Raw genomic sequence first — 15,184 nt, 5'->3', positions numbered from 1 at the left:
CTCTCTATATTCAGCAGCCTCAGTGGACGGATAACCGGGACCACCCGGAGACACGCCTGATGAGCGAGCTTTTTTACAACGCTGTGCCGAACGCGACCCGCGTCGCCCCGCCACTGCCAGAGCCTCGGCAATACCCCAGCGAAAAACCGGCCCGGGTCTACCTGTTCGGGACCTGCGTGGTGGATCTGTTCTACCCCGAAGCCGGGATGGACGCGATCCACCTGCTGGAACGCGAAGGCATTCGTGTCGAATACCCGCAAGGGCAAAGCTGCTGCGGGCAACCGGCCTACACCTCGGGTTACACCGAACAGGCCCGGACCGTGGCGCGCTCACAATTGACGCTGTTTGCCGGCGATTATCCGGTGGTGGTGCCGTCAGGGTCTTGCGCGGGCATGTTGCGTGAACACTACGCCGACTTGTTCAAGGACGAGCCGCAAACGCTGAAACAGGTTCAGGCCCTCGCGGCACGGACCTACGAACTGACCGAGTTCCTGCTGTTTGTCTGCAAGGTGCAGCTCAAGGACAGCGGCGAGCCGGTCAAAGTGGCACTGCACACGTCGTGCTCGGCACGCCGTGAAATGAATACCCATCTGCATGGCCGTGAGTTGTTGGCGCAGCTAAGCAATGTGGAGCGAGTCGACCACAGCCACGAAAGTGAATGCTGTGGCTTTGGTGGAACTTTCAGCGTCCGTATGCCGGACATTTCCGGCGCGATGGTGGCTGACAAGACCCGAGCATTGAAGGAATCCGGCGCGCACAAGGTGCTCAGTGCCGACTGCGGTTGCCTGATGAACATCAATGGCTCGTTGGAGAAACAGCAGGAAGCATTACGCGGTCAGCATCTGGCCAGTTTCCTGTGGCAGCGTACCGGAGGCGCCCAATGAGCACCTCCACGCTGATTCCTACGGTTGCCGTAGAAGAAGATTTTCGCGCCCGGGCTCACAAGGCTTTGGCTGACACGCAACTGCGAAACAACTTTCGCAGCGCGATGGATTCACTGATGAGCAAACGGGCAGCGTCCTTCAGCGATGCCTTTGAGCGAGAACATTTGCGAGCGCTGGGCAATGCTGTCCGCGCCCGCGCGCTATCCAAGTTGCCCGACCTGCTCGAGCAGCTTGAACAGAACCTGACCCGCAACGGTGTGACAGTGCACTGGGCGGAAACGGTGGACGAGGCCAATGGCATCGTCTTATCGATCATCCGCGCTCACGAGGGGCGGCAAGTGATCAAGGGCAAATCGATGGTCAGCGAAGAGATGGAGATGAACCATGTCCTCGCTGAACAGGGCATTGAATGCCTGGAATCGGACATGGGCGAGTACATCGTCCAGCTCGACCACGAGAAACCTTCACACATCATTATGCCGGCGATCCACAAGAATGCCGGTCAGGTCGCGTCCTTGTTCCACGACAAACTTGGCGTGGAGTACACCAAGGACGTTGACCAACTCATTCAGATCGGTCGCAGGGTCTTGCGGCAGAAATTCTTCGAAGCGGACATCGGCGTCTCCGGCGTCAACTTTGCCGTGGCCGAAACCGGCACCTTGCTGCTGGTGGAAAACGAAGGTAACGGACGGATGACCACCACGGTCCCACCGGTGCACATCGCCGTCACCGGTATCGAAAAAGTTGTGGAAAACCTGCGTGACGTGGTCCCGCTCTTGTCGCTGCTGACCCGCTCGGCCCTGGGCATTCCGATCACCACCTACGTCAACATGATCTCCGGGCCACGCAAGGAACATGAACTCGACGGCCCGCAGGAAGTGCATCTGGTACTGCTGGACAACGGTCGCAGCCAGGCGTTTGCCGACAGCGAACTGCGCCAGACCCTGAACTGCATCCGCTGCGGCGCCTGTATGAATCATTGCCCGGTCTACACCCGAATCGGCGGCCATGCCTATGGGGAGGTTTACCCTGGGCCTATCGGAAAAATCATCACCCCGCACATGGTCGGCCTGGCGAAAGTCCCCGACCACCCGAGTGCGTCGTCATTGTGCGGCGCCTGCGGTGAAGTCTGCCCGGTAAAAATTCCGATCCCTGCATTGCTTCGTCGCCTACGGGAAGAGAACGTCAAAGCCCCGGACAGCCCCAATCAAGTGATGCGCGGCCAAGGCAGCAAGTACTCGCGCAAAGAACGGTTTATCTGGAACGCCTGGGCGAAGCTCAACAGCTCGCCAACGCTCTATCGCTTGTTCGGCTTCTTTGCCACTCGCCTGCGCGCGCTGACGCCGAGCAACGTCGGCCCGTGGACCCAGAACCACAGCGCACCGAAACCCGCGGCCCGCTCACTGCATGACATGGCCCGCGAACATCTGGCCAAACAGGGAGACCGTTGATGAACGCCAAGCAAAACATCCTCGCCAAGTTGCGCAACAGTCTGACGGGCGCCACACCGGCGCCTGACAACTTCGATGTCGAACTGGTGACCGAACCCTACACCTACACGCCAGAGCAACGTATCCCACAACTGCGCAAACTGATGGAAGCGGTGCACACCGAAATTCATCTGACGTCCAGAGAAGGCTGGCCCAAATTGCTCGCACAACTGCTGCGGGATCGTCAGTTGCCGAGCCTGTTGATAGCGCCGACAACACCCCACGGTCAACGTGTCACTCAGCACTGGGCGAAAAATCCTGGTCTGCCGACACTCAAAGCCTACGACCGTCCGGTCGAGGAATGGAAAGCCGAGTTGTTCAACGACACCCCGGCCAGCCTGACCACCACCCTCGGCGCGATCGCCGCGACAGGTAGCCTGATTCTCTGGCCGACGCGGGAAGAACCGCGCCTGATGAGTCTGGTGCCGCCGGTGCATTTTGCCCTGCTCAAGGCCAGTGAGATCCGCGACAACTTCTATCAGGTGCAACAGGAATTCGAATGGGCCCAAGGCATGCCGACCAACGCCTTGCTGGTGTCCGGCCCGTCGAAGACCGCCGACATCGAGCAAGTCCTGGCTTACGGCGCACACGGCCCGAAAGACCTGGTGGTTCTGATCCTGGAGGACCAATGAGTCTACCGGCGGCTTTCCTGCGAGATGCGCAGCAACTGATTCCTGAGGCGCGACGTTTCGACGACCCGCTGTCGACTCTGGCCTTCGGTACCGACGCCAGTTTCTACCGGCTGATTCCGAAACTGGTGATCCGCGTCGAGTCCGAAGACGAAGTGGTGGCGCTGCTCAAACTGGCGCAACGGGATCAGGTCCCGGTGACCTTCCGCGCCGCCGGCACCAGCCTTTCTGGCCAGGCCATCAGCGATTCGGTGCTGATCGTGCTGGGAGATAACTGGAACGGCCGCGAGATCCGTGGCCAGGGGACGCAAATCCGTCTGCAACCAGGCGTGATCGGCGCCCAAGCCAACGCCTGGCTGGCGCCGTTCGGACGCAAGATCGGTCCGGATCCGGCGTCGATCAACGCCTGCAAAATCGGCGGCATCGTCGCCAACAATGCCAGCGGCATGTGCTGCGGCACGGCGCAGAACACCTATCACACGCTGGCCGGGATTCGTCTGGTACTGGCTGATGGCAGCCGTCTCGATACCGAAGACACCACCAGTGTGGCGGCCTTCCGTGAGAGCCACGCCGAGCTGCTGGAACGTCTGGCGACATTGGGCCGCGAGACCCGCGCCAATGCCGAACTGGCTGCGAAAATCCGCCACAAATACCGTCTGAAAAATACCACCGGGCTGTCACTCAATGCCCTGGTGGATTTTGACGAGCCTGTGGATATCTTGAGCCACTTGTTGGTGGGCTCCGAAGGCACGCTCGGCTTTATCAGCGCGGTGACTTACGACACGGTGATCGACCATCCGCACAAGGCCTCGGCGCTGATCGTGTTCCCGGATGTGGAAACCTGCTGCAACGCAGTCACCGTGTTGAAAAGCCAACCGGTGTCGGCCGTGGAACTGCTGGACCGTCGCAGTCTGCGCTCGGTGCAGGACAAGCCCGGCATGCCGGCTTTCGTACAACAACTGTCGACCCATGCCTGCGCCCTGCTGATCGAATCCCGCGCTGCTTCGTCCTCTTTGCTGCAAGAGCAACTGGCGCAAATCATGGTGTCACTGACGGGTTTCCCAGTGGAGAAGCAAGTCGACTTCACCGAAGACCCGGTGGAAAACGCCCGGCTCTGGGCGATCCGCAAAGACACCTTCCCCGCCGTCGGCGCGGTGCGCAAAACCGGGACCACGGTGATCATCGAAGACGTGACCTTCCCGGTAGAACAACTGGCCATCGGCGTGAATCGCTTGATCGAGCTGTTCGACAAACATCACTACGACGAAGCAATCCTTTTCGGACACGCCCTGGAAGGCAATCTGCACTTCGTCTTCACCCAAGGCTTCAACAGCCCGGAAGAAGTCGCACGCTACCAGGCGTTCATGGACGACGTGGCGCAATTGGTGGCCGTTGAATTCGGCGGTTCACTGAAAGCCGAGCATGGCACCGGCCGCAACATGGCGCCCTTCGTCGAACTGGAATGGGGCAGCGATGCCTATCAGTTGATGTGGCAGCTCAAACGCCTGCTCGACCCCAACGGCATTCTCAACCCGGACGTGGTGCTCAGCGACGATCCGCAGATCCACCTCAAGCATCTGAAACCGCTGCCGGCCGCCGATGAGATTGTGGATAAGTGCATCGAATGCGGCTTCTGCGAACCGGTATGCCCGTCGAAAGGCCTGACCTTGAGCCCACGCCAGCGCATCGTGATCTGGCGTGACATCCAGGCGAAGAAGCGCGCAGGCACAGACACCGCCGAACTGGAACACGCCTACGAATACCAGGGCATCGATACCTGCGCTGCCACGGGCCTGTGTGCACAACGTTGCCCTGTGGGAATCAACACCGGCGAGCTGGTGAAAAAGCTCCGCAGCCGTAAGGCAACCCATACGAAAACCGCCAACTGGATTGAAGGCAATTTCGCCACGGCGTTGCAAGGCGCGCGCTTCACCCTGCACGTGGCCAACGGTGCGCGGATGCTGCTGGGAGCGCCGCGTCTGGCAAAGCTTTCAGCATCGCTGACACGGTTGTCCAAGGGTCAAATTCCGCAATGGACCAACGCCATGCCACAGCCGGAAAGGGCTATTCGTCTCAGCCCGGCGGTGTCGGATGAGCGGCCTCGGGTGGTGTACCTGGCGGCCTGCGTGTCGCGGGTCATGGGCCCGGCGGCGGGCGATAAAGAGCAAATGTCGCTGTACGACAAAACCCGTGGGCTGCTGGAAAAGGCCGGTTACCAGGTAGTCTTTCCAGACAATCAGGACAACCTCTGCTGCGGTCAGCCATTCGCCTCCAAAGGCTACGCTGAACAGGCCGAACACAAACGCCAGGAACTGATCGGCGCACTGCTGCACGCCAGCCGCGGCGGGCTCGACCCGATCTATTGCGACACCAGCCCCTGTACCTTGCGGCTGGTTCAGGACTTGGGCGACGTGCGACTGGACCTGTACGAGCCGGTGCGTTTCATCCGCACTCACTTGATGGACCGTCTCGACTTCACCCCCCAGGATGCGCCGATCGCGGTACACGTCACGTGCAGCACGCAGCATCTCGGCGAGAGCCAGGCGTTGATCGATCTTGCGCGCAAATGCAGTAACAACGTGGTCATTCCGGAAGGCATTCACTGCTGTGGTTTTGCCGGCGACAAGGGCTTCACCACCCCGGAATTGAATGCCCATTCGTTACGCACGCTCAAGGACGCGGTACAGCAATGCAGTGAGGGGATTTCCACCAGCCGCACCTGTGAGATTGGTCTGACGCAACACGGTGGAATTGATTATCACGGACTGGTCTATCTGGTGGATCGGGTGACACAGGCCAAAGCGGTCTGACACCGAAGCACAAAAAGAAGGGGCAATAACGCCTAATACGCAATCCCTGTGGGAGCGGGCTTGCCCGCGAAGACGGCAGTACAATCAACATTGATATTGCCTGACACACCGCTTTCGCGGGCAAGCCCGCTCCCACAGGTTCCGCGTCTTAACTGACAGGCATCAGGCATTTTTGCCCTTTTTTTGTACCCGCCTCCCGGAAAAGTCTTTCACTCCGTCGCAAGCAAAAACAGAACCCTTGCACGCCGTCACAGTCCATTTGTTAAGCCCCAATAAACGTGGCCCAATCCCTCCCTCGCTCCAGGAGATACCCATGAAGCGTTCCGCCCTGGCTGGACTGCTCATCACTGCGACAATGCTGACCTCTTCCGCGTACGCATCAAACGACAGCGATCAATGCGTAATGAAGCTCCAGGAGGTCAATAGCAAACTGTCCAGCACTACCACGCTGGACGCCGCCACCAAAGGTGTCGTCATCACCAAAGCCGAACAAGCCAAGGCCGCCCACGCCGCCAACAATGACAAAGAGTGTGTTTCCCTGACGCAGCAGGCGCTCCAGGAGATTCAAAGCCACGTGAATAGCCATTAGGGCCGGGCCAGAGCTAATCCGGCGTTGACCCTGACGCGCAGGTAAGGACAGAAGGTCGACTCTCCGCGCGCATTGGCGTACACTGCGCTTACCTGCTGGTTACACACAGCAGGTTCGGGGCCGTTTAGGATTCGACGCCGGTTGCGAAACTTTAGGTGCATGCCGAGTTGGTAACAGAACTCGTAAATCCACTGTTGCAACTACTTATAGTTGCCAATGACGAAACCTACGGCCAGGAATTCTCTCTCGCTGCGTAAGCAGCCTTAGATCCTGAGCTTCTGGTACCTTCGGGTCCAGCAATCACCAGGGGATGTCTGTAAACCCAAAGTGATTGTCATATAGAACAGAATCGCCGTGCAGTACGTTGTGGACGAAGCGGCTAAAACATACACAACTCGCCCAAAGCACCCTGCCCGTCGGGTCGCTGAGGGTTAACTTAATAGACACGGCTACGCATGTAGTACCGACAGCGGAGTACTGGCGGACGGGGGTTCAAATCCCCCCGGCTCCACCAATCGAAGCTAACGAAGCCCGCCAAGTGCGGGCTTTGTTGCATCTGGGGTTTGGCAATCGATGGCTCACACATCCCCCTGTGTGAACGGGCTTGCCCGCGAACAGGCCAACCAGGCCAGCACAAATCACTCGCGGCCAAAGATGCTAGCGTCGCCGCGACTGGATGATCATGCCGGTACTGAATTAATCGTGGTCTGTCCCCGTTTTTCACCGTAAATCAACCACAAAAAAGCCCAGCTTGCGGCTGGGCTTCGGCACTCAAGAAGTTTGCCGGCTGTTACGCCAGTAAAGGTACGCGAGGCCAACAGGAGCAACGAAAATCGCGAACGACCAGCACATGATCATTGTGAAAGTCTTCACCATCAGCATGAGCAGGGCGTTGACGAAAAACACATTGTCGCCCATCACGTATCCCACGACGCTCTCATAGACGAAGCGAGAGTACGGGTAGAGCAGCGTGCACACGATCGACAAAACAATCAGTCCAGGCTTACCCGTCAGGCCGGCAGTGCTATTGGCTGCGACCGACAAAATCAGAATCGCAAATAGCGATCCAAAAATAAACTGACGAATGTAGTAGCTGGCCGTCAGGCCGCCAAAAGTTTTCAAAAAAAACGACTGCATAAGATCCCTCTAAGACGCTGGTTCGTGAGGCGGGCACCATAACAGCCTCACGTTCAAGCTCATAGAGTTCAGCCTCTAGAAACGAAAAAGCCCCGACGATGGCGTAATGCTGTTCACTTAAGCGCAATCCATGTGGGAGCGGGCTTGCTCGCGAAGACGGTAGCACAGTCAACATTGATGTCGCCTGACACACCGCTTTCGCGAGCAAGCCCGCTCCCACAGGTTCCGCTCCTTCCAAAGCCACCCAACGTGCCGTCAGCGCCCGCTTGCGCAACCCAAAACAGTTGCTCGGTCACGCCAGCGAAACCCTGGCCTCCCTGAACGTCATGACCACCGACCTGGCCGACCAGCTCGAATGCTCGCATCGCAACATCGCATTGGCCATTCAGCAACTGGCCGTGCTAGCCGAGATGTTGATCAATCGAGCGCTGGATAACCTCGACTCGCCCCTGCCGGCGGTCACACCCGCCTGCCACTGAGTGATCGTGCTCGTTGATCGAATGGAGGTTTTGTCATAGATCGATACTTGCCGGTCACCGGTATCGACTGCACCATCGCGTCGCTGCTGATCGACACCGAAGCGCCGCTGGACGTGCTGCATGAAACGGCGGCCTACCGCATCCGCACCGCGACTCAATTGCTGGAGAGCTTCGCCGAGAACGAAGGCGTTTACAGTGAACTGGCGCGAGTGTTGGTGACTTCACTGCGCGATGGCTGCGATTTGCTGGATGTGGTTGGGCGAAGGTTACAGAGGCAGGTTTCGACGTTGCAATGAACCCAGCACAGGGAGTCGTTGCCGCTCCCCAACACAAGAAGGCACCTGTCGAGAATATCGCAGGTGCCTTTTTTGGACGCCCGCCCAAGTGTGAAAAAGGGATTCTGCTGACAGATTAGAACCACGTCTTCCTGGGAAATTTCCCGCAATCCGTAGCGACTCCCATGAACTGGCGAGCAACGTTTCTGGAAGATAGTCTTCACTCTTCGCTGCAACCCTGCGGACGGTTTAACAAGCCGAAATCACGTAAGGATCCCTAAACCAATGGAACGCCCTTATGAAAAAGATCACCCGAATCCCACTTAAAAATCCGGCCATTTCACAGCCTGAAACCTTCACCCCAACCCAACATCCCAATGCCATCGAACGCACCGTCAGCGCCCGCCGGCGCAACCCGAACAGGAACATTTTCAGCGTCCGCCCCGACGTCGACACGCCCACCCTGCTCGCTCATGCCAGCGAAACCCTGGCGTCCCTCAGCGTCATAACCATGGACTTTGCCAACCAACTCGAAGGCTCACAGCGCAATGTGGCGTTGGCGCTTCAGCAGTTGGCGATGGTGGCCGAGTTGTTGGTCAACCGAGCGAGGGATAACCTCGATCCGACCGGATCGGTGGCTGTAGCCAAACCTCCCGTCTGTCACTGAGGTTGGACGACAGTTACAGACGCAGGTTTCGGTATAGAAAAGCAAAATGGGCGACCTCATTGAGGTCGCCCATTTTTACGACTGCTACCGCTTGTCCTTCGGTTTCACATCTTGAAGCCAAAACGCTGAACACTCTCATGGCCGCTCAGCGCTCTATCTGTAGCCACATACAAATCACGTACATGCCCAACCAAAAACGCCCAGAATGCCGGTTCATTAACGGTTTGATTGACCAACTCCCCCGGCAGGAACCGACTCATTTCCTTGCGAAATTCGATGGCGACTTTCGGATCGGTGTCGAGCAGCGTTGAACGCTCCTTGAACAGTCTCAAGAACTCGTCCTGCTTGCAGTGATGATCGCCCAGCTTTTTCGCAATCAGATCCAGTTGCGGTGTTACGCCTTGCTGACGCAGCCAAACCATATCCCAGAGGTCGCGGTTCTTGATTCGGTTAGGGCACAGAGCAAAAGCTACGATTTTGTCCGCATAGATTTCTTCGCGCGTTTCAGCCTGCAAGATCAGGCCGCTTGTGCCCATTTCGACACCATAAGGATTAAGCAACTGCATGGGCTGTGGCTGATAGCTCGGGATGGAGCACACGTCGATGTTAATGCGCTGTGCCGGCAGGTCTTTGTGCCCTGGCCTGGTTTGAACCTTCAGTTTCCAGGTGTCGACATTCCCTTCCTCACGAACAGGCTCACCGACTTCAACTTCAAGGCCATATTTGGTTTTTAGTGTGGTGACCAATACATGGGCAAGCTCGGTCAGGCTCTCGCGATTGAAATCTGCACCACCGGTAAAATCCAGGTCCTCACTCAAACGGTTAGAACCGTAGCAAGCACGCAAACAGGTACCGCCAATAAAGGTCAGTTTGGCGAGCATGCCAGCAGAACTCAGCGCCAACATGATGTCGTGGTGCAGCAATTCCTTTTCTACCACGACCCGCAATGGCGCCAGATCCTGCTTGTTTTTTAGTGCCTCATCTACCAACTCATCAAACAAACTCATTGGCAACGCTCCAATCGATCAAGTCCATATTTCGTTTCGCCGCCTTCATGTCTCGCAATGCCTGTTGCGGTGTTGCCCGCCATAGGCGGCAACGTGCGTCGTAGTGGAGTTGACCAACCAGGTCCTGAGGTTTCTGGCGGGTATGTACGAATTCGATGGTGCCCCAACGTCCGCATGAAAGGGTGCTGCTGCGCCCGGAGGACATCAGCGCGATCCAGTTGATGGGAATCTGCGAGATGACGCCACAATCACTCAATGCTGTTTCAAGGCTGATGTAGTTGAACTGCATGGCACGCAGCCTGGCGGCCGCATGAAACAGCACCAATCCACTGGACGGCATGGCCGCTTCAAACAGGTAAAGCCCTCGGCACACTCGCGCCAGATGACCTTCCGAGGCCGCACGACTCAACAAGGTTTTGTAGGCGCCTTCGGAAATGTCGGGCACCAACGCTCTGAGATCGTCCGGGGTGAACAGATAGCGCTCGTCACTGGCCAAATGGGTCAGTTTGCGGAGAAGGCGCCCCATTGGCTGCGTGGATTTTGAGTGTGACTGCATACCCATGACTCTACAGAAGGTTTCACTTTGTGTAACTTACTGTTGAGTCATCTCGCAAAGCAATGATTTTTTCGTGCCTCTTCGTGGCAGTGAGCAATACGGAGAAGGCTTCCATCCACATGAATTTTTCTTCACCCAACCACCTCTCTCCAACCTGTACATTCCCCTCGCTCATTCAAGAAACTACGGTTTGCCCGCCCTCCCGCGGGCTTTTTTTTGCCTGCTGTTTTGTTAGCAGCCAACTCAAGTGACCGGCGCACTAACAGCCTCTGGTCATTCCTACAGGCATTTCAACCGATACAAATATGTATCCTGCTCCCCATGCTGCTCCGAATACCGCGCCTGATAACACATCCTGATCAAACCAAAACCTGCCGCTTCAGCCAGGCGCTGGCTCGCCCTGTTGGCCGAGGCCGTGGTCAGGTAAAACGTGAAACCGGGCATGCTTTTGATCAGTTCTTCGAGCGCCGTGCGCATACAGCCTTTGCCCGAATACTCGGAGTTGACCCAGTAGCCGACGACATATCGGTTGCGGCGCCGGGGTTTCAAGCCAATGCAGCCGATGATTGCGTGCGCTGCATCGTCGACGATAAACAACCGCCGCTCACCTGTTTCGCTCTTGAATTCTTCGACCGCACGCGCGAGGAACGATCGAGCTTCGTCCTCAGTGGTGTAGGGTTTGGCCCAAGGCAGAAATTCGGAATGGATCGTAAAACTGGCATTCAGCGCATGCTGCAACGCTTTACACCATTCGGGGTCGGAGGCGCTCAATCTCAATGTGTGGGTGCCAACCGTCAGCGCAAGCTCCATTGCTTCATCCTTAAATACAAACTCCCTGACGTCAGACAATAACAGCGCCAGGAAGGACGCTGCTACTCAGGAGTTCAACTGCCCCTTCGCGCATTTGCAGAGCGAAATCTCCCCGCTACCTTGCAACCCCGAGAACGGCTCAACGACAGGTCGCACCGGTTGCTCCAGCCGCGCCCGTCCATAGAACGCCAACGCCGTCACCAAACACGCCAGCCACACGAAGATCCCGGCCCAGAAGGTGTGGGACATGTAGTGCCACCCCTGTAGAACCCGCGTCGTGCCGTAGACGAAACCGAGCAGCAGCGAGCCGTACATCACCGTTTTGGAATACCGCCAGCGGTAGCGGCGAGCCACGAAGTACAGCGCGAGCATCGTGAAGCCGCCCGACGCATGTCCACCCGGCCAGCAGCGGCCGTCGCCAGCGACTTTCAGCAAGTCGAAATTCTGGTACCACTCCTTGTGTTCGATTTTCCCGGCGTACTGAGTCGTTTCGACCGGGCAATACACACTGGTGTGGCCCTTGAGGTAGTGGATAACGCCGGTGCTGATGGAAAAGGCGAACACTATGTAGAGGAAATCCCGACGGTGTTTACTGGCAAACCGAAGCACCGGTGCGACTTCTATTTTTTCCAGGAGTGCGATGATCCTGGAATGTTTTTCAGCCTTCAGCCGCGGCCAGAGAAACGACAGCAAAGCGCCAATCATCGCGACCTCACCGGTCCAGTTCGGGATGATCCGCGCCCATTTATGGGTGATTTTCTCGAATAGATGGACATGCTCCAACGGAAACACCCGCGTGGCCGGATCATAAAAAAGATCACTGAAGGCGATGTCGATTTTGGTCAGGTCAAACAGCAGGAACACCACGACCGCGCAGGCCAGCGGGATACCGAAGTTCGCCCAATAAAAGCGGTAACGGGAAGAAGTCAGCATCGTACGTCCTGATCCAGAGGAATGATGGTGAAGCTCATTCGGTGGTTACCGAACGCCAGTCAGAGGCTTCGATGAAACCGAGCATGCGCGGCGCCAGGGACTTTTCGGCAAAGATAAACAAAGAGGCACCGTAGCCGAGGGTGGAGGTCGGCAGCTTGAGGTCTTTTTCCAGTTGCGCCATGCATTCGCTATGGGTCACCAGGATCAGGTTGCGCCCGGCCACCTTGTGCGCCAGGGCATCGCGCAACATGCTACCCCTGCAGCGGATCAACCAGTCGTCACCGACGCCAACCTTGTTGAACATGTAACCGGCGGTTTGCGCCGCACGCATCATCGGGCTGTTATAGATGTCGGCCTGATCCAGCCCCAAATGCTCGAACTGCGCGCCGACACTCACCGCCACGCTGCGGGAGCGATCGGTGATGCCGTCATTGCCGCTCAGGCAGGCAGCCGTGGAGTGATCGCAGCGCTCGACGTGGCGCACCAGCACGATCATGTCGCCCTTGGCCCAACCGGTCGCCAACGCCCGGGCACCCGCCACGTTGCCATGGGCCAGGTCCGGCACGGCGGCGGGCCGCAACAGCCACACGGTCAGCGGAATCACCAGCAGTGTCGAGGCCACTATGACCGCGGCGTTTCGATAACGGGCCAAACAGCTCAGATCGATCGAGCGTTTTATCCCGAACAGACTCAGTCTCAATTCCACATCAAGCCGCCTCGCCGGCGTACATCACTGTCATTCGATGCCGCGAGGGTAAAGAGCCGCGCGTCGGCAGCCGGTGAAACCCATGTGAAAAAAAGCTTAAGAGCGGCCCAAGAACCTTGTTACAGACTCTGTCCGACAAAATCCTTTCAGCTCTCGGGATTGCTGCCGATACATACCTGCTACTCCCTTGCTGGCTCTTAAAACAACAATCTTCCAGCCAACTGACGATCAAGAAGCACAACGTTCCTGGAGGAATATTGATGAATAGCTGGTTCGGTAATATCAGCGTGAACCTGAAACTGGGCCTGGGATTCGGCCTGGTCCTGGCACTGACTTGCGTCCTCGCCCTGACCGGCTGGACGAGTCTGGGCGGGTTGATTGACCGCAGCAACTGGATGAGCGACATCACTCAGCTCAACGCCGGCCTGACCAAGCTGCGCGTGGTTCGCCTGCAATACATGCTGACCAACGGCGACGAAACCGCCGCACAGAATGTGCAGACCACCCTCGACAGTTTCTCCACTCAGCAACAAGCGTTGCTGTCGAAATTCAAAAGCCCGGAAAACCTCAAGCTGCTCAAAGAGCAGAGCGCGACCATCAGCGCTTACCAGCTATCTCTGAACAAAATGCGCAGCGCGTACCGCGCCGGTAACAGCGCTCGTGACGCCATGGGCGCCAACGCAGAAACCGCCAGCAAGCTGATCGATGCGATCAACATCCGCGTACAGCAAATGCCCTTGAGCGATCAGCGCTTCGAACAATTCCTGGCCATCACCGCCGCCAAGGAAGCGTTCATGCTCGCCCGCTACGAAGTGCGCGGCTACACCGCCAGCACCAACGCCGAGACCGAGCAAAAAGCCGTCGCCCAACTGGACGCGGCCATCGCCAGCCTGAAACAACTCAGCGTGTATTTCGCCGAGACCCAGCAAGACGCCCTGCGTCAGCTGGAAACCGCGCTGAGCAACTACCGCAGTGCTTTGCAAGCGTATAAAGCCGCCAACACCGATGCGGTGCAGGCGCGCAAGGAAATGACTGACCAGGGCGCCACCATCGTGACCCTGAGCGATCACCTGTATCAGATCCAGCTCGACCGCCGCGACGCCGAAAGCGCCCAGGCCCGCACGCTGCAACTGATGAGCACTCTGCTGGCACTACTGGTGGGCATCATTGCCGCCGTGATCATCACCCGTCAGATCACCGGCCCGTTGCGCGATACCCTGGCCGTGGTCGAGCGCATCGCCAGCGGCGATCTGTCCCAGGACGTCAAAGTGACTCGCCGCGACGAACTCGGCGTGTTGCAGCAAGGCATCGCGCGCATGGGCGTGACCCTGCGCGATTTGATCAGCGGTATCCGCGACGGCGTCACCCAGATCGCCAGCGCCGCCGAAGAACTGTCGGCCGTGACCGAGCAAACCAGCGCCGGGGTCAACAGCCAGAAGATCGAGACCGATCAGGTGGCCACCGCCATGCACGAGATGACTGCCACCGTGCAGGAAGTCGCGCGCAACGCTGAAGAAGCTTCCCAGGCCGCTGCCGCCGCTGACGGTGAAGCGCGCGAAGGCGACAAAGTCGTCAACGAAGCCATCGCCCAGATCGAGCGCCTGGCCAGCGAAGTGGCGCGCTCCACCGAAGCCATGAGCGTACTGCAGCAGGAAAGCGACAAGATCGGCAGCGTCATGGACGTGATCAAGGCCGTGGCCGAGCAGACCAACCTGCTGGCGCTCAATGCCGCCATCGAAGCGGCCCGTGCCGGTGAAGCCGGTCGTGGTTTTGCCGTTGTGGCCGACGAAGTCCGTGGCCTGGCCCAGCGTACGCAGAAATCCACCGAGGAAATCGAAGGCCTGGTGGCCGGCCTGCAGAACGGCACCCAACAAGTGTCAGCCGTGATGAACAACAGCCGCACCCTGACCGACAGCAGCGTGGCGCTGACCCGCAAGGCTGGCGTGTCACTGGAAAACATCACCCGCACGGTGTCCAACATCCAGTCGATGAACCAGCAGATCGCTGCCGCCGCCGAGCAACAAAGCGCCGTGGCCGAAGAGATCAGCCGCAGCATCATCAACGTACGCGACGTGTCCGAACAGACCGCCGCCGCCAGCGACGAAACCGCTGCGTCCAGTGTTGAACTGGCGCGGTTGGGCAATCAGTTGCAGATGATGGTGAGTCACTTCCGGGTGTAACGCCTGCGCCCCTTCCCCGTCAGTGCCGGTAC

14 protein-coding genes, 1 other RNA gene and 2 pseudogenes are annotated in these 15,184 nt (G+C 58.2%); 11 read left to right on the top strand and 6 right to left on the bottom strand.

The window, feature by feature from the left end; genetic code table 11:
• The first annotated feature begins 59 nt into the window (after positions 1–59).
• The 6 genes from ACA044_RS03900 (at position 60) to ssrA (ending at position 6,916) form a co-directional block, all read left to right on the top strand.
• Complete coding sequence (locus tag ACA044_RS03900; RefSeq protein ID WP_497445238.1) at positions 60–884, top strand: (Fe-S)-binding protein; 825 nt, start codon at positions 60–62, stop codon at positions 882–884.
• On the top strand, positions 881–2,335 hold the full coding sequence (locus ACA044_RS03895) for a LutB/LldF family L-lactate oxidation iron-sulfur protein (protein WP_497445237.1): 1,455 nt from the start codon (positions 881–883) through the stop codon (positions 2,333–2,335). The genes ACA044_RS03900 and ACA044_RS03895 overlap by 4 nt, the downstream gene beginning before the upstream one ends.
• Positions 2,335–3,006 (top strand): LutC/YkgG family protein, encoded by a 672-nt coding sequence (locus ACA044_RS03890; RefSeq protein WP_497445236.1) that lies wholly within the window; start codon positions 2,335–2,337, stop codon positions 3,004–3,006. The genes ACA044_RS03895 and ACA044_RS03890 overlap by 1 nt, the downstream gene beginning before the upstream one ends.
• Positions 3,003–5,813, top strand: coding sequence for an FAD-binding and (Fe-S)-binding domain-containing protein (locus ACA044_RS03885; RefSeq protein WP_497445235.1), 2,811 nt, complete (start codon positions 3,003–3,005; stop codon positions 5,811–5,813). The genes ACA044_RS03890 and ACA044_RS03885 overlap by 4 nt, the downstream gene beginning before the upstream one ends.
• A 313-nt stretch (positions 5,814–6,126) precedes the next feature.
• Entirely contained in the window at positions 6,127–6,402 is a 276-nt protein-coding gene (locus ACA044_RS03880) for a PA2433 domain-containing protein (protein ID WP_497445234.1), read from the top strand.
• A gap of 116 nt (positions 6,403–6,518) precedes the next feature.
• Positions 6,519–6,916, top strand: a transfer-messenger RNA (tmRNA) gene (gene ssrA / locus ACA044_RS03875).
• Between the two features lie 257 nt (positions 6,917–7,173).
• Here ssrA and ACA044_RS03870 read toward each other — a convergent pair.
• Complete coding sequence (locus ACA044_RS03870; protein ID WP_497445233.1) at positions 7,174–7,539, bottom strand: hypothetical protein; 366 nt, start codon at positions 7,537–7,539, stop codon at positions 7,174–7,176.
• Between the two features lie 233 nt (positions 7,540–7,772).
• Between ACA044_RS03870 and ACA044_RS03865 the strand changes: the two are divergent.
• From ACA044_RS03865 to ACA044_RS03855, 3 genes and pseudogenes are all read left to right on the top strand, one after another.
• A pseudogene (locus tag ACA044_RS03865) lies at positions 7,773–8,018 on the top strand (DUF6124 family protein); the annotation flags it as partial.
• Between the two features lie 35 nt (positions 8,019–8,053).
• Positions 8,054–8,314 (top strand): hypothetical protein, encoded by a 261-nt coding sequence (locus ACA044_RS03860; RefSeq protein WP_497447159.1) that lies wholly within the window; start codon positions 8,054–8,056, stop codon positions 8,312–8,314.
• Between the two features lie 277 nt (positions 8,315–8,591).
• Positions 8,592–8,960, top strand: a complete 369-nt coding sequence (locus ACA044_RS03855; protein WP_497445232.1) for a DUF6124 family protein — start codon at positions 8,592–8,594, stop codon at positions 8,958–8,960.
• Positions 8,961–9,064: 104 nt separating this feature from the next.
• On the opposite strand, the gene ACA044_RS03850 is transcribed toward ACA044_RS03855, so the two are convergent.
• The 5 genes from ACA044_RS03850 to pmrG all read right to left on the bottom strand — a co-directional run bounded on the left by ACA044_RS03850 (position 9,065) and on the right by pmrG (position 12,972).
• On the bottom strand, positions 9,065–9,967 hold the full coding sequence (locus ACA044_RS03850; protein ID WP_497445231.1) for a nucleotidyl transferase AbiEii/AbiGii toxin family protein: 903 nt from the start codon (positions 9,965–9,967) through the stop codon (positions 9,065–9,067).
• Positions 9,954–10,493: a type IV toxin-antitoxin system AbiEi family antitoxin gene (gene abiEi, locus ACA044_RS03845; RefSeq protein WP_497445230.1), complete on the bottom strand. Its 540-nt coding sequence runs from the start codon at positions 10,491–10,493 to the stop codon at positions 9,954–9,956. Before abiEi ends, ACA044_RS03850 begins: the two co-directional genes overlap by 14 nt.
• A 309-nt stretch (positions 10,494–10,802) precedes the next feature.
• Positions 10,803–11,333 (bottom strand): GNAT family N-acetyltransferase, encoded by a 531-nt coding sequence (locus ACA044_RS03840; RefSeq protein ID WP_497445229.1) that lies wholly within the window; start codon positions 11,331–11,333, stop codon positions 10,803–10,805.
• Between the two features lie 66 nt (positions 11,334–11,399).
• Positions 11,400–12,266: a phosphatase PAP2 family protein gene (locus ACA044_RS03835; protein ID WP_497445228.1), complete on the bottom strand. Its 867-nt coding sequence runs from the start codon at positions 12,264–12,266 to the stop codon at positions 11,400–11,402.
• Positions 12,267–12,300: 34 nt separating this feature from the next.
• The gene (gene pmrG, locus ACA044_RS03830; RefSeq protein WP_497445227.1) at positions 12,301–12,972 is read right to left on the bottom strand and encodes a lipopolysaccharide core heptose(II)-phosphate phosphatase PmrG; all 672 of its coding nucleotides are present in this window, start codon (positions 12,970–12,972) and stop codon (positions 12,301–12,303) included.
• A gap of 260 nt (positions 12,973–13,232) precedes the next feature.
• On the opposite strand from pmrG, the pseudogene ACA044_RS03825 reads away from it, so the two are divergent.
• Positions 13,233–14,246, top strand: a pseudogene (locus tag ACA044_RS03825) (methyl-accepting chemotaxis protein); the annotation flags it as partial.
• Between the two features lie 42 nt (positions 14,247–14,288).
• Entirely contained in the window at positions 14,289–15,152 is an 864-nt protein-coding gene (locus ACA044_RS03820; RefSeq protein ID WP_497447158.1) for a methyl-accepting chemotaxis protein, read from the top strand.
• The last annotated feature ends 32 nt before the right edge of the window (positions 15,153–15,184 follow it).

It is taken from the genome of Pseudomonas sp. LBUM1673 (assembly GCF_059695645.1).
Note: the sequence above shows the minus strand (reverse complement) of the source record. Positions and strands in the feature narration are given on the sequence as shown.